The organism is Zunongwangia pacifica (assembly GCF_023499215.1).
In the GTDB taxonomy this organism is placed as follows: Bacteria; Bacteroidota; Bacteroidia; order Flavobacteriales; family Flavobacteriaceae; genus Zunongwangia; species Zunongwangia pacifica.
In genome coordinates this window covers 15,978-30,763 of sequence record NZ_JAKHSK010000012.1, presented here as the reverse complement: position 1 = coordinate 30,763, position 14,786 = coordinate 15,978, and the positions used below count along the sequence as shown (strand labels likewise).

The window sequence follows — 14,786 nt, the reverse complement described above, 5'->3', positions numbered from 1 at the left end:
CGCAATAAAACAATAAATATGAAACTCCTAGAAGTAAAGAACAAACTGAACCAATTGGAAGAAATCGCCTTCCAACTACCAAATGGGGAACTGGTTCCCAACCATTTCCACGTTACCGAAGTCGGTAAGATCACAAAGCATTTTATTGACTGTGGCGGAACCGAAAGAACTGAAGAAGTAGTAAACTTCCAACTTTGGAATGCCAACGATTATGATCACAGATTGCATCCCGAAAAACTGTTGAGCATCATCGAGCTTTCCGAAAAAGTACTGGAATTAGGCGATTTGGAAATCGAAGTGGAATATCAAGCAGATACGATTGGGAAATTCGGACTTGACTTTGACGGAAAGAATTTCTTGCTGACATCCAAACAAACCGACTGTTTGGCTAAAGAGCAATGTGGCATTCCTTCAGAAAAACCTAAAATGAAATTATCCGAAATTCAAACCGAAACTTCTTGCGCACCGGGAAGCGGTTGCTGTTAAACTTAAAAATAATACTAATTATGAAAATTATCCTGTTTAGTGATATTCACTCAAACTTACCTGCGTTGCAGGCCTTTTTTAACGATGTGGAGGAAAGGGATGCAGACGCCATCTATTGTCTCGGCGATTTAGTGGGCTACAATATTTGGCCAAACGAGGTCATCGAAGAAATCAAGAAACGAAAAATACCGACCATAGCTGGAAACTACGATTTTGGTATCGGAAGAAGTAGTGATGATTGTGGTTGTGCCTACAAAACAGACGAAGAAAAAGCCAATGGAGCGGTTTCTATTTCGTTGACCAATGAATTGATAAATGATGACAATAGAGTTTATTTGAGAACCCTTCCTGCACATATCAAGATTGAATTTAAACTGAATGACGATCAATTGAATGTGTTGTTGGTTCACGGCAGCCCAAGGAAAATAAACGAATACCTTTTTGAGGACAGGGCCGAAAAGAGTATGATACGCATTATGGAACAAGCCGATGCGGACATTATGTGTTTTGGTCATACACACAAGCCATATCACAGAACTTTCAATTCAGCAGATGAAAACACACCATATTTTAGACACGCTATCAATATAGGTTCAGTAGGTAAACCAAAAGACAACGATAATCGGGGTAGTTACGTGATTCTGGAAATCAACGAAAATGCTTCTGTTTTGGACAAAGACAGTATTTCGGTACAATTTGTAAAATTTGAATATGATATTGAAAAAGCTGCCAAGGCAATTGAAGAGAGTATCCTACCAAACGACTATGCCGAAAATTTAAGAAATGGATTTTAAAATTAGAAGGAATGAAAAACACTAATGATATCTATTTTTCCAAAGAACACACGTGGATTAGAATAGAAAATAAAACAGGAACTGTGGGGATTACCACTTTCGCTCAAAGCGAGCTCGGCGAAATAGTTTATGTTGACCTGCCCAGCGTTGGCGACGAGTTCAACCAAGACGAAGTCTTTGGCTCCGTTGAGGCGTTAAAGACAGTTAGCGATTTGTTTATGCCCCTGACGGGGGAAGTGACGGCTATCAACGAGGATTTGCTTGACAGCCCCACACTTGTAAACGAAAAACCTTTTGTGGAAGGTTGGATGGTTAAAATAGAAATTAAGGATTTGGAAGAACTATCAAACCTTTTGAGCGAAGCCGAATATCAAAAAAAAATCGAAAAATAAGATGACTAATAAAAAACTAAGTTTTCTTGATAAAAATCTGACACTTTGGATATTTATTGCAATGGCAATAGGAGTTGGAACTGGATATTTCATTCCTACCTTTCCAAATATCATAAATTCGTTCAGTAGCGGAACAACCAATATCCCGATAGCAATCGGCCTGATATTAATGATGTACCCACCACTGGCAAAAGTAAATTATTCGTTGTTGCCAAAGGTTTTTAAAGACACAAGAATTCTGGGTATTTCCCTTTTATTAAACTGGATAATCGGTCCCGCTTTGATGTTTGTCCTTGCAATTACTTTTTTACGAGATTACCCGGAATATATGGTTGGCCTCATTCTCATTGGCCTGGCCCGCTGTGTGGCTATGGTATTGGTCTGGAACGACCTGGCCGAGGGAAGTAGCGAATACGGTGCGGGGCTGGTAGCTCTGAACAGTATATTTCAGGTTTTTGCGTATAGTTTTTATGCTTGGATTTTTATTACGGTGCTCCCTCCTTACTTTGGTTTTGAAAGTGCTATTATAGATATTTCTATAGGTACGATTGCGGAAAGTGTAGCAATATATTTGGGGATTCCGTTTTTAATGGGGATTTTAAGCCGCTTGATTTTAGTTGAACTAAAGGGGAAAGACTGGTATGAGAACGTATTTATACCTAAGATTTCACCGATGACTTTGATTGCACTTTTGTTTACCATCGTGGTGATGTTCTCGTTAAAAGGTGAATTAATCGTGGAAATCCCAATGGATGTACTGATTATTGCCTTACCATTACTTTTATACTTTACCGTAATGTTTATTATAGGTTTCTTTTTCTCTAAAGCGATGGGAATTGAATACGATAAAACGGCTTCTGTAGCCTTTACGGCAGCTGGAAACAATTTTGAATTGGCCATTGCGGTAGCTATTGCTGTTTTTGGGTTGAATTCGGGACAGGCCTTTACAGGGGTAATTGGCCCTTTGGTAGAAGTTCCTGCATTGATCTTATTGGTTAGGGTTTCCTTTTGGTTGCGAAAAAAATATTATGGCAAAACCGAAGTTCTAAATTGACAAAAATCCAGAGCATAATTCACTTCCGTTTATCCCCAGCTCGCTCATCAAAAGCAATCAAGTTAAAAAGTTCCCGCATTCTGCTACGGACACGGTTGCCATAGCGTTCTTCCAATTCTTCAGCATTTAGGTTGGTGGTAGCGTGAGTCTTAATTTTATGTTTGGTTTGCAAGTACAGATCATAACGCGATAAAAGCACTTCGCCCATAACGTTTAAATCTTTTCCGTAAAACCTACCGGCTGGTTCTACCCCCAAATCGTCAAAGCAGAAGAACTTAGTATTGCCATATTCTTCAATAGTTTTAAAACCTAAATGATTAAAGCTAAAACTTACATTACGGCAAGGGATCATTTCATAGGGGCGTCGAAAAGGAACTATATGACGAAGAAGTTTCATTAAACTGGTTTTGCCACATCCTACCGGACCGGAAAGGAGAATCCCTTTTTCTAAATCTATATTAAATTTGTCGCAAGACTCACGGTCTTTGATAAAATAAGAGCATAATTTCAAAATTATCTTTTTATCCTCTTCATAAATCCTGAATCTTTTTCCGAAAATTAGTTTCCCCTTTGCATCCAGGTAAATCAAGATTTTCGGAAAATCGTATGTTACGTTTTTACCGTCAAATTCACCTAGCGAATATTCCACGCCACCTTCGGTTATTTTAGAGGGGTTGTCCATAGTCTTTGGTTTTAGTGGTTCGCAAGTTGTCCTCTTTAAGGGACGCTTGTTTTTTGCTTGGTTTGTTTTCCTGATCAAACAATTCAGCTCGATCCATCCAGTTAACGGCCAATGCTTGCCAGTCACGTATCGGTTCTCCGTCGCTCGTTTTCCAATCATTGGTTTGATAATGGGCAAAGAATTTTTTTCCTTCATCCGCATTAAAATTTTTTTTAATAAAAAAATCTAAGACGGCCTGCCTGGCCTTTGGCTGTTTAGTATTGTTTACTTGTTTGTTATTGTTTATAGTAGATACCAATGCTTGTCCACTGGAGGGACGGTGCTGGTTCACTACCGGTTCACGTACGGGATGGTACTGTTCCGCAAGTTGTTCTAATTTGGGATCGTAGTGTCCCGTAACCGGTTCATCACTTGTCCTGATAATGGACATCTTGATTTTACTGCCTTTGTAGGGATTATTCGATGGAAAGTAGGTGAGATAATTCCACCAGTCAAGGTCAGTTATGCAACGATGATAAGTAGATTTAGAACCAATCTTGGCTGCGCGCATCAAATCTCTACGGTTCACATAAAATTCATAGGCGAAGCGGCTGCTGTTCCATTCTTGGAACAGCGCCATATATAGACTAATATGGGTCGGATTCAAGCGGTCGTCGAAGAAGAATTTTTCAAAAGCCGCATTGAGTAGCTTTATATAATTCATTGCCTTACGAATCAAATTTGTGATGAACACGGTTTTCTGTCATCACGTTCTGGATTTCTTCGGCATCGTAGTAAATGATACCTCCCACTTTGGTGTACGGCAACGTGCCATTGACGCGAAGGTTTTGAAGTGTTCCCGGACTGACCTGGAGCAATTCCATCACTTCGGAAGATTTAAGATATTTCTTGATTTTTCCAGAAGCTTGTTTGGCTAGAAGGTTTTTGATATCATCGAGTAATTCCATTTTGAATTCTCGAAGATCGTCGGTGGTAATAATACTTGTTGGCATAATAGAACGATTTATGGAAAAGGGCTATCGGGAATTTTTAATTGATAGCCCTTAACCTGATTTGACTTTCGTTCTACAAATTTGAATAGGTTTATTGGATTTTATTCACAAGAAACACCCAAGTTGTGTGTTTTTATATACTAATTTTCAATGAGTTAAATTGTGTGAAAATAGACTTTATTGAAGTTTTAGGGAGTACCACTTCGATACAATTAAAATGAAAAATGAAACATAAAAACGTCAGCACAAGTTGTGTGACTCACTAGTCTATTCATCTGCGTCCTGCATCCGTTTTAAAAGACTTGATTTCATTCTATCTATAAACTTGGTAGGTTCAATTTTTCGAGCTCTTATTTCTAGAAATTTTCTATAGTAGTTACCCAAATCCAAGTCAAAAATCTCTTCACAGGCTATTGCCATATCTTTGATTCCGGCTTTCCCTCCTGTAATTGCTCCGGATGCTTGAAGAGCGTAAATTAGCTCGACCAGATCAATTTTATTTGCCGTCCATCCCAGATCTAATCGCTTAAAGCGCCTTTTAACTGGAATATTGATATTGCTTTTTTGACACTCCAATTTCTTTAATTCATTTAGATAGTGCGTAAATAGTAGATCATAGGCTATAATTTTGGCAACTGAATTATCGTGACTAGTCGAAAATTCGGCATCTGTGTAGAAATGGGACGTGTCTGAAATTAGCCCTATATTATCATTGCCTCTCAAAAAATAATACTCATCCAAACTGCTAGAATTTTGTCGATAGTATCGTATAAAATCTATATTTTGAGTATAATAGGTTTGAAGTTTGTGAATCTCTTCTTCAATAAAGATCTTCTTTATTTTATTTGAACCCTTGGGTTTTAACAAAAGGTGTTTATATAGCTTTACAAAGAATTTCAAATTTCCATAAATAAAAGGCTTTTGTTTTTTGAAGAACTTTATCTCCTCCTCTTTGTTTTTAAATTCTCCAGTTCTAACAACAATTCTTAATTTTTGTAAGAAATATCGGGAGGATTGCAGACCTTTTTCAACATTTTTAAAATCATCGAGATCTAAATTTCCGATCTCGTTGATATCTTCTTGATATGATTTGAGTATATTCTTAATCGATTTTTGCAAAAAGAGTATTGATTTTATGGTTAGTATTTTTCCAACTAGCTTTAATTATGCACTACGTGAAATGCTATTTAAGTGTTTTAAAAAACTTAAACATCAAAATGCGCTTTTATTTCCTTAGCCGTATTTCTTGCAGTCTTTCCAACACCATATATTGTGGCAGATGCAAAACCCGTCCAATTACCATAGCCCACTAACCATAACTTCGGATATTTTATCGAGCGGGTATTTTTGGTTTCGATATGTCCGTTCTTAATAATGCCTAATGGATTTAAATGTTTGAGATTAGCATTAAAACCTGTACACCATATTACAGCATCAAAAGTTTCCTTTTCTCCATCTTGCCAAATAACACCATCTTTGTAAAAAGAGTCAAACGGTCTTAATGCATCGTAAATATTTCTTTTTAGACCATTTTTGACAATTTCCACTTGAACAATGTCACTTAATGAAACCTCCTTTTCTTCAGTTTGTTTCTTTTCATTAAAGTAACTAGAGTTAGCTTGCTGAAATAAATAGCGACCATCTATTTCTTCTGGAAGAAAAGTAGGTTCTTCTAATGTTACCCACTTCGTTTGAGCTACTTTAGATAATTCTGCCAAAATCTGCGCCCCGGAGTTTCCGCCTCCAATAACAAGAATCTTTTTTCCTTTAAACTTTTTTGTATTACGATAGTCCACCGAATGTAATTGTACTCCTTGATAATCCTTTCGCTTAGGAAAACTGGGTATAAAAGGGTTTTTAGCTGTTCCTGTCGCACTTACTACAGTCTCAGCGAAATTTCCTTGATTGGTCTCTATTTTAAAAATACCATCTTTATTTTTAACTTTAGTTACTTTTGTATTTCTCTGTATGGAAAAATTATAACGTTTCTCATAGGCTTTGAGATAGTCAATAAACTCTTGCCTACAGGGATATTCATTTTTACTTTCTGGCATTTGCCAACCAGAAAGTGAGCTATATTGAGAAGGTGAAAATAATTTTAAACTATCCCAAGTATGTAACCAAGAACCACCGGAATTACCTTCTGCATCTAGAATTAAATAATTTAGTTTACTTCTTTTTAAAAAATAAGCAACGGACAAGCCTGCCTGCCCGCCACCTATTATTATACAATCAAATATTTTATTAGGTATTGCCATAATAAGCCCTTACTTAATTTCTTTAATTACTTTATAAGGGGTTTTGTTAATGGCTTCTTTTACTTCTTTATCGGTAGATTTTGTACTATCGTACCAAACGGTTATTTGACCTTTTTTAGTGTTAGAAACAGCTTTAATAAAACCTTTAACGTTTTTCTTTAATGAATATTCTACAATTCCTGTACAACAAGATTGGGTGAATTTTTCTAATTGATACGTTTTTTTAACAGTATCAGAGATAACAATGTTTCCTTCAATTTTCTGATGAATATTTGTATCGTTATTATGGGTAAAAGCTAAAATATTTGTAGCAAATACTAGTGTTAATATAAGAGATGTTATTGATTTAATAATTATTAAATTTTTAAATATATGGTAGAATTAATATGATTAATGTTATAATGGCAATGCACCATAAAAACGTTTTTGATTGTAGAAATGATAATGATTTCTTTTGTTTAGTATCTAGTTTACTTATTGTCTCTTGACTTTCTATGGTGCAGCAAGCTTGTTCTTTTTTAGGAAAATATGCTCTATATAAATTGTAAGAAACTGCTATTAAACTGAATGCTATAAGATACGGTTTTATTGTTGCTAGCCATACCAATTGAGAAACAATTGCTCCTAACATTCCTGCAAAAGCCATTAATGGACAACACAACAAGTGCAAGCGACTAATGCTACAAATACAGCACTTATGGATGATAAAATTGATTTCATAAATTAAAATATTAAATTAAAAACATAACCTGAGATAATCATTCCTATTCCGATGACTGAAAAGAAAGCAATGATTAGTTTTTTTTGCATCACTTTTTTCAAGAGTAAAGCTTCGGGAAGCGATAAACCAATAGATCCCATCATAAAGGCAATAGCCGTACCTAATGGTACACCTTTATCCACCAAAGTTTCTACCACTGGCAATACACCTACAGCATCAATATAAAGTGGAATTCCCATAATCACTGCAATAGGTACAGCAAAAAGGTTACTTTCTGAAATATATTCTTCAAAAAAGGATTGAGGCACATAACCGTGAATAAAAGAACCTATTCCAATACCAATAAAGATGTATGGCACTAATTTTTTTAATGTACTTAAGGCTTCTTTATGTATTTCTGGAAACTTCTGTTTTAAAGACCTTTTATCTTCAATAGTTTTTTCAGTTTTAGAATGCAATTGTTTTAACCATTCTGCAATATGAGCTGACATTCCCATTTTATCAAGAATAATCCCACCTATAACACCTAAAACAATACCAGATAAAATATAAATTACAGTAACCTTCCAACCATAAGACACCCAAAATAATACAATAGCTATTTCGTTTACTAAAGGTGAGGTTATTAAGAAAGATAATGCAATACCCAATGGAATTCTAGCTTGCATCATTCCTACAAATAATGGAATTGATGAGCACGAACAAAAAGGGGTAATAGCTCCCAACAAAGAGGCTAATATGTTTCCTAAACCTGATTTTTTATTGCGTTCTAAATAGTCACGTATTTTATCCATTGGTAAATAACTGGTGATGATACCCATAACGTAGGTTACTATCACAACCAAAAAAGCTATTAAAATAAACGTGGCAATAAAGTATTGAAGGGCTGTTGCAAACAGCCCTGATTGGTCTAAACCTAATAATTCAAACACTATATAGTCTGAAAAACTAGATAATAATTCTGTCAACTTCTCCATATTATGCTGCTTTTAGTGCTGCAAGAAGTTCTGCATCAGAATTAAATGATTTATAAGCGTGAACCTTACCGTTAATTACTAATGAAGGAAAAGACATTGTACCATAGACCATAGTGTCTTGCATTTCTGAGAGTTCCTCAATAGTAATTGACAGATTGTTTTCTTGTGCTAATTTTTCTAATTGTTCCTTAATAGGGGAACCTTTTGCACAACAAGAAGAGTGTAAAATTTTAACTTCAGTGTTCATAATAAATGTTTTTAATTATTAAACTTTATTACGAAGTCTGAAATCTTTTAAAAAAGACACATTTTTAGGAACAAAAAAAAGTATTTTTTTGAGAGATTACTCATAACCAACTATGTATCAATGGTTAATTAGTTATTTTTTTTTCTATTTCTTGTAATGGTGTACAGTGAGGTTTTATTGTGCACGACGAAAAATTACCTGATTTGTCATATTGAATATCACAACATTCTATAAATAGGGATTTTAATTTTTCTCTACCTCGCTGTATTCTCATTTTTGTTGCGGATAAACCAAGGTTAAGTTGTAGAGCAATCTCTTTTTGAGGGATATTTTCAATATCGCTTAGATGTAATGGCTTCGCATATTTTTCTGGCAGCAAACCAATCATAGGGATGATAAAATCAGACTCTAAAATGGAAGAAATATTTTCACTGGAAATACTATGTTCTTTCCAATCTTCATTAAAATTAAATTCAATTTTGTTTTTATTATAATAGTCCTTATAATAGTCCGCAATGGTATTGCGAGTTACTTGAAACAACCAAGCTTTGATATTATTAACTTCTATGTTTTTTTTATGAGACTCTACCAATTTGAGCATCACCTCTTGAACAATATCTTCAGCAAGGTTTATATCGTTTGTTTTCTTTATGATATAAGCTTTCAAGAATTCATAAAATTCTTGTACAATTTCGTTTATATTACAGCATTCGTTTTTCATAGAATTCTTTTTTTCATACAGTTGATGAGTTAAAAATTAATTACACTATCTAGTGCCTCATCCGCATCTTTGTGAATAAAGTTAGCTTGATAATTTATCGTAGTGGTAACCGAAGAATGGCGATAAAGTTTCTGAAGCATCTGAATTGGAATTTTATCACCTGAAATATTTCCAAAACTATGTCTAGCAATATGCATACTCATTCTTTTGGTAATGCCTAGTTTATTAGCAACTTTTTTCAAATGTCTATTCAGGTTTCGAGTTACAGTTTGTGTTCGTATAGAAACCTTTTGAGTGTCATTCAAATCTGTTCCTGTTAAATAATCGAAAATTAAATCATTATTTAATGAACTGTTTTGTCGATATTTTTTAAAAATTGAAATAGCCTTATCAGGTGTTTTTAGCGTTACAAGCTTACTGTTTTTATTCATCCGGTATCTTAATCTACCATCATAAAAATCAGACCATTTTAGTTTCAAAACATCACCTACTCTTATACCAGCAAAATAAAAACTAATGAGCCATATATCAACTGCTTTTTGCTGAGCCTCTGTCAAATCTGTACTGCTCTCTAATTTCATAATTTCTTTGCGGTTTAGTCCAATTTTTTGTGATTCAGGAATTCGTATCTGTATTTTCCCTTTTCCAAAAGGGTATCTTCCTCGATCAACTAGAGATTCAGATATGGCGAGGTTATAAATAGTTCTTATTAAGATCAAATAATTTACAACTGTTCTTGGCGAGCGTTTTTTATTGTGGAGTAAATGTGTTTCAAATTTCCTGAGAAGGGGTACATTAAGTTCATTAAACGATAACTCGTTTTTTTTTAGAAAACTCTTAAATTTTTTAAGACGACCAAGCTCGGTATCGTATTGATGATGTTTTTCTCTGTCCTTTAGGTTTTTCAGATGCATATCTGCAACTACAAAAAAGTTGACTTTTTTGTTCTGCATAATATTTTTCTTGATCGTTTTTACTGTTTGGTAATCAGAATTATTTTCAGCTTCTAAAACCTTTTTATTTGCTTCGGCAACTTTAGTAAGTAAAAAGTTATTAATGATATTCGCGTTAGGATGAGATTTCCTAACGCATCTATTTTTCTCGTCCCAATATTTTTCTTCAATATATTGACCAGTTCCTATGTAAGAGCTTTTTCTATCTTTTGTAATTCTGACAGCGATTGGATACTGACCTTCAGGATTCCTTTTTTTTCGGAGTACTGCCTTAACGGTTGCCATAGTAAATGTTTTTAGATTATAAAGATAATAAAAACAGGTACAACATAGGTACAACATTTTGTGTATTTAATTGATATTATTTGATTGTAAATACTATTTAAATTTAATTAAAACAATGAAAATCAATGTTTTTGTTTATTGTTGTTGCAGTATGGAAAAACACTCATAACCCGAAGGTCACTGGTTCGAGTCCAGTTCCCGCTACTAAGTAAGAGTAATCAGCAATGGTTACTCTTTTTTTTTGGAGTAAATTGAAGATTTTTAGAGGATTAGGTTTTTTAGTTGATTATTTAAAAAACCTGGATAATATTAAATATTAGTTTTCGAGGTGCACTTTAAGGTATCAATTTTCAACTTCGAGGCATCAATTTTCAACACACTAACACACTCGAAATCAATGGAAAAATTCACTTTACACATACGATTTATCATAGCCTTAAACAGAACAAAAAAGAATAGCGAGGCACCCATTTTCTGTAGAATCACATATAATAAGAAAAGAAAACAGTTCTCTACAGGTGTTAAAGTACACCCTGATTATTGGAATAATGAAAAACAGAAAGTACTAAAACCAGAGAAGAACGAATCTGTATACAACTCACAACTAAGCCTGATTAAGAATAAAATTAACCAGGCTTTTTTATTGCTCAATGTCAACCAAGAAAATTTTGATGTAGATGATATTTATCTACAGTACACAGGGAAAAATATAAAGGCTAACAAAACTTTACTTGAAGTGTTCTCTCTCCATAATGAAAGAATGGAAAAACTCATTGGCATTGAATACACAAAATCTACCTACACTAAATTCAAAGAAGCCAAAAATCACATTTCTCGTTTTTTAAAATTCCAATACAAGAAAAATGATATTCTACTAGAATCTATTACTCCAAACTTTCTTAGTGAGTTTGATTTCTATCTGAAATCTCAAAGGAATCAAAAACAAATTACTATTAACAAGAGTATACAACGTGTAAGAAAGATTATTAAGCTATCCATTGCTCAAGGATATTTAAAAAGAGACCCGTTCATTCTCTATAAGCCAAAAAAGCATGACAATATTGTAGTGTATCTTAACCACAAAGAACTACAAAAGCTAGAACAACACACTTTTAAACAAGATAGACTTAATCAGGTAAAAGATATGTTCATCTTCTGTTGTTACACAGGTCTTGCCTATCAAGAAATGGCTTCCCTAAAAGAAGAGCATTTAGTAAAGGGCTTTGATGGAGGCATATGGATTCAAATGATGAGACAAAAAACTAAGTCAGCAGTTTCTATTCCTCTACTTCCTAAAGCCGCTAAAATTATAGATAAATACAAAAATGAGGAACAACTTCTCCCCATTATAAGTAATCAAAAGTTCAATTCCTACTTAAAAGAGATTGCTGTTGTAGTGAATATAAAAAAAAGGCTCACTCATCATATTGCTAGAAAAACATTTGCTACCACTGTTCTACTCTACAACAATATTCCTATAGAAATTGTTTCAGAGCTACTAGGACACTCTAGTATCACCATAACTCAGAGACATTACGCAAAGGTTGTTCAGCAAAGGGTAAGCTCTCAAATGAGCAAACTCAATAAAAAATTGAATAAAAAGAGGTGATTAGTAACTGTGTTATAATAATTTTATAGCACAGTTAAATTTTCACGATGATAATAAAAGATATTCCCATAGAAGGAATCCCAATAGAGTTCAAAGAAATTAACCCAAAAGATTTTGACAAAGAATATTACAATGTACCTCCAAAACAAATAATTACCCCAGACAAAAAGGGTTTTATCAAGGCTTCTCTATCACCAATATTAGAAGCAGACCTGGAAAATAAAAACACTACTATAATCAATGCCGGTGTTGGCCAAGGTAAAACAAGAGCTATTTTAAATGTTATCGGCAAATATTCTAAACTATCAGACTATGTTGTTATTATTGCCGTTCCTTACAACAGTCTTATTGAGCAATACGTTGATGAGTGTAGTTCTTACGTTCCAAAAGAAAAAATATTTAACCTACTCAACTACACAGAACATCATAAAAAACCAGACAGCAAATCAAATAAAAAAAGTGAATGGGGCTTTACAAGTGACGAAGAAATGATTCCTATTTCTAAAAGAATACCTAACTACAAAGTCCATGTAATTACTACCAATGCATTATTAGAAAACCCTGGAGAAGATAATTTATTTACAGCCAAATTAAGAAATGAATATTTTAATACTCTGAGAAATCATGCCAAAAATGATAACAAAAAAATCATTTGGCTATTTGATGAGATACATGACAGCATCCATAATTTTAAGGAACATCTAATTGTCAATCTCTGGAAATATCATGGATTAATACACAAAAGCTATATCATTAGTGCTACTTTTAATGAAGCATCCAAAGAGGTAATAAAGTATATTTCTGAATTCACAGATAAAAAAATATTTATCATCGAGTCAGAAAGGATTCCTTGCCCTGAAAAACAAAGCAACTTACACATTAATTTCTATTCTAGTCCAAAGCTGGAAAGAGACTCTAGTTTTACTCACTTAGTAGAAAGCCTATTAGAAAAAAGTAGCCCATTCGATATCCTAGTCTATTCTAAAACTTTAGCTGAAAAATTGACTAACCCAAAGAAGAAAGATATTTCTAAAGTAAAAAACATTCCAGAATTACTTAAACCGCATATACATAGAATAAATAAATGCTACTCAAATCCATTTAATCCTACAGCCAACAAAAAATATAACAGCCATTCTAATATCATTAACATTGGAACTAATTTTAGCACTGGAATTAACATAAAAGAAAAAGACCACAATCTCATCATATTATTACCTAGGGAATTAGGACTTGATTACGTTAATAACAAGGGTGTCTTTACTAATGGAGCTAACACCATAATACAAGCACTAGCGAGGCAAAGAAAAGAAGGAGACATCCACATTTTTTCTCCTAATCCAGAAATATTAAATAAGGAATCTCTACCATACAACGATGATATAAAAGAAAGAATACAATCTATATTTACAACCTACAAAAAAGATTATCACAAACACGTTGATTACACGAATCTAAACAAACAGAAGAACGTATTAGATAACACTTATAAAAAATTAATTAGTGAATCTAAAGAGGCTTTGGAAAATATAAATAATGTAAATAGAACTGGATTAAATAGATTGCTATATCCAACAAAAGAAATATTTACGATATCACAAGGAGAAAAATATCTCTCAAAAGAATATTTCGGAGGAAGTTTACCTACCTATATTTTTTGGGCTGCTATCACAAACCAATTTCTCAACTGTAAATTGAAAACTATAGAAACTAGTTCTAAAATAAATTTAGAAAGGGAAAATTTATATTCAGACACCAAGGATTTAATCGACAGTGAAATTGAAATAATAAATAGCCTTTCTCATGAATTTAATCTATTTGATAGCTTTTCTCATTACGAAAAATTAGAATTCATAAAAGATTTTCATCATAATGCAGATTTATACATTAATAATGAAAAAGCCTCTCCAATAGAAAACAATAATGTTTTATTAATGATGATGGCTTACACCTTTGGCGGTGTTGAGGATTTTAAATCAAGAGAGGCTAAATTAAAGATGTTTACACTCTATCTAAGCTCCTGTTTACATCACAGTAAATATTATCCAAATAAAAAAGACAGCATAAACAAAGTAGAAGCTAGGTGTATTCTAATTTTTAAGAAATGGAATTCTTTGTTAGATATTCTTGAAAAAAACAAAAACGAAGTTAAAGAGAGATATAGGCTACCAACAACTCCCACTGATGAGTTTAAAATTGAGTTTCAAAACCTCTATTTTAAAGAAGACCTGGAGTATTTAATAGCAAATGAAACCTTACTAAGCACTGACATATTTCAATTTAAAAATACAATTCAGAAATCTATAAAAAGAAAAGATACAATTGAATCATTTTATAGACTATGTATCAAAACTTATTATAATTCAACTTCTAGACAGACATCAAAGGATGGAAAGAAAATATCTTATTATGAAGTAGAAAATAGAAATTATGATTCTATACCTAATCTACTCTATAAGCCTTTACCCGAGGTTGTACTTTAAAGTCCTTATTTTTCCTTTTCTATATATAGTGTATTTGAAAAAATAGGATTTTTTAAACCATATCAAAAAGACTCACATTTATGTGGGTCTTTTCATTTTATAGCGAATCAATTCAGATTCATCTTAAACACT

The 14,786-nt window shown here is 33.2% G+C and carries 15 protein-coding genes; 6 read left to right on the top strand and 9 right to left on the bottom strand.

The window, feature by feature from the left end:
* Positions 1 to 18 precede the first annotated feature (18 nt).
* The 4 genes from L1967_RS09910 to arsB are packed head-to-tail and all read left to right on the top strand — an operon-like array spanning position 19 to position 2,726.
* Complete coding sequence (locus L1967_RS09910; RefSeq protein ID WP_225573222.1) at positions 19 to 486, top strand: DUF6428 family protein; 468 nt, start codon at positions 19 to 21, stop codon at positions 484 to 486.
* 20 nt (positions 487 to 506) lie between these two features.
* On the top strand, positions 507 to 1,280 hold the full coding sequence (locus L1967_RS09905; RefSeq protein WP_225573221.1) for a metallophosphoesterase family protein: 774 nt from the start codon (positions 507 to 509) through the stop codon (positions 1,278 to 1,280).
* An 11-nt stretch (positions 1,281 to 1,291) separates the two neighbouring features.
* The gene (gene gcvH / locus L1967_RS09900; protein WP_225573220.1) at positions 1,292 to 1,672 is read left to right on the top strand and encodes a glycine cleavage system protein GcvH; all 381 of its coding nucleotides are present in this window, start codon (positions 1,292 to 1,294) and stop codon (positions 1,670 to 1,672) included.
* 1 nt (position 1,673) lies between these two features.
* Entirely contained in the window at positions 1,674 to 2,726 is a 1,053-nt protein-coding gene (arsB, locus tag L1967_RS09895) for an ACR3 family arsenite efflux transporter (protein ID WP_225573219.1), read from the top strand.
* Positions 2,727 to 2,745: 19 nt separating this feature from the next.
* Here arsB and L1967_RS09890 read toward each other — a convergent pair whose 3' ends face one another.
* The 9 genes from L1967_RS09890 to L1967_RS09850 all read right to left on the bottom strand — a co-directional run bounded on the left by L1967_RS09890 (position 2,746) and on the right by L1967_RS09850 (position 10,562).
* A complete protein-coding gene (locus L1967_RS09890; RefSeq protein ID WP_225573218.1) occupies positions 2,746 to 3,408 on the bottom strand; it encodes a P-loop NTPase family protein in 663 nt (220 codons plus the stop codon).
* Positions 3,392 to 4,111, bottom strand: a complete 720-nt coding sequence (locus tag L1967_RS09885; RefSeq protein WP_225573217.1) for a hypothetical protein — start codon at positions 4,109 to 4,111, stop codon at positions 3,392 to 3,394. The genes L1967_RS09890 and L1967_RS09885 overlap by 17 nt, the downstream gene beginning before the upstream one ends.
* 4 nt (positions 4,112 to 4,115) lie before the next feature.
* Complete coding sequence (locus L1967_RS09880; RefSeq protein ID WP_225573216.1) at positions 4,116 to 4,400, bottom strand: helix-turn-helix domain-containing protein; 285 nt, start codon at positions 4,398 to 4,400, stop codon at positions 4,116 to 4,118.
* Between the two features lie 267 nt (positions 4,401 to 4,667).
* Entirely contained in the window at positions 4,668 to 5,519 is an 852-nt protein-coding gene (locus L1967_RS09875) for an RteC domain-containing protein (protein ID WP_225573215.1), read from the bottom strand.
* 86 nt (positions 5,520 to 5,605) lie between these two features.
* Entirely contained in the window at positions 5,606 to 6,658 is a 1,053-nt protein-coding gene (locus tag L1967_RS09870) for an ArsO family NAD(P)H-dependent flavin-containing monooxygenase (protein WP_249601496.1), read from the bottom strand.
* A gap of 723 nt (positions 6,659 to 7,381) precedes the next feature.
* Entirely contained in the window at positions 7,382 to 8,356 is a 975-nt protein-coding gene (locus tag L1967_RS09865; protein WP_225573213.1) for a permease, read from the bottom strand.
* Position 8,357: 1 nt separating this feature from the next.
* Positions 8,358 to 8,603, bottom strand: a complete 246-nt coding sequence (locus L1967_RS09860; RefSeq protein ID WP_225573212.1) for a thioredoxin family protein — start codon at positions 8,601 to 8,603, stop codon at positions 8,358 to 8,360.
* 124 nt (positions 8,604 to 8,727) lie between these two features.
* Positions 8,728 to 9,324 (bottom strand): sigma-70 family RNA polymerase sigma factor, encoded by a 597-nt coding sequence (locus tag L1967_RS09855; protein WP_249601495.1) that lies wholly within the window; start codon positions 9,322 to 9,324, stop codon positions 8,728 to 8,730.
* Between the two features lie 29 nt (positions 9,325 to 9,353).
* Positions 9,354 to 10,562, bottom strand: coding sequence for a phage integrase SAM-like domain-containing protein (locus L1967_RS09850; protein ID WP_249601494.1), 1,209 nt, complete (start codon positions 10,560 to 10,562; stop codon positions 9,354 to 9,356).
* A gap of 397 nt (positions 10,563 to 10,959) precedes the next feature.
* Between L1967_RS09850 and L1967_RS09845 the strand changes: the two genes are divergently transcribed.
* Together L1967_RS09845 and L1967_RS09840 are read left to right on the top strand one after the other, a co-directional pair.
* Complete coding sequence (locus L1967_RS09845; RefSeq protein ID WP_249601493.1) at positions 10,960 to 12,171, top strand: site-specific integrase; 1,212 nt, start codon at positions 10,960 to 10,962, stop codon at positions 12,169 to 12,171.
* A gap of 47 nt (positions 12,172 to 12,218) precedes the next feature.
* The gene (locus tag L1967_RS09840) at positions 12,219 to 14,654 is read left to right on the top strand and encodes a DEAD/DEAH box helicase family protein (protein WP_249601492.1); all 2,436 of its coding nucleotides are present in this window, start codon (positions 12,219 to 12,221) and stop codon (positions 14,652 to 14,654) included.
* The last annotated feature ends 132 nt before the right edge of the window (positions 14,655 to 14,786 follow it).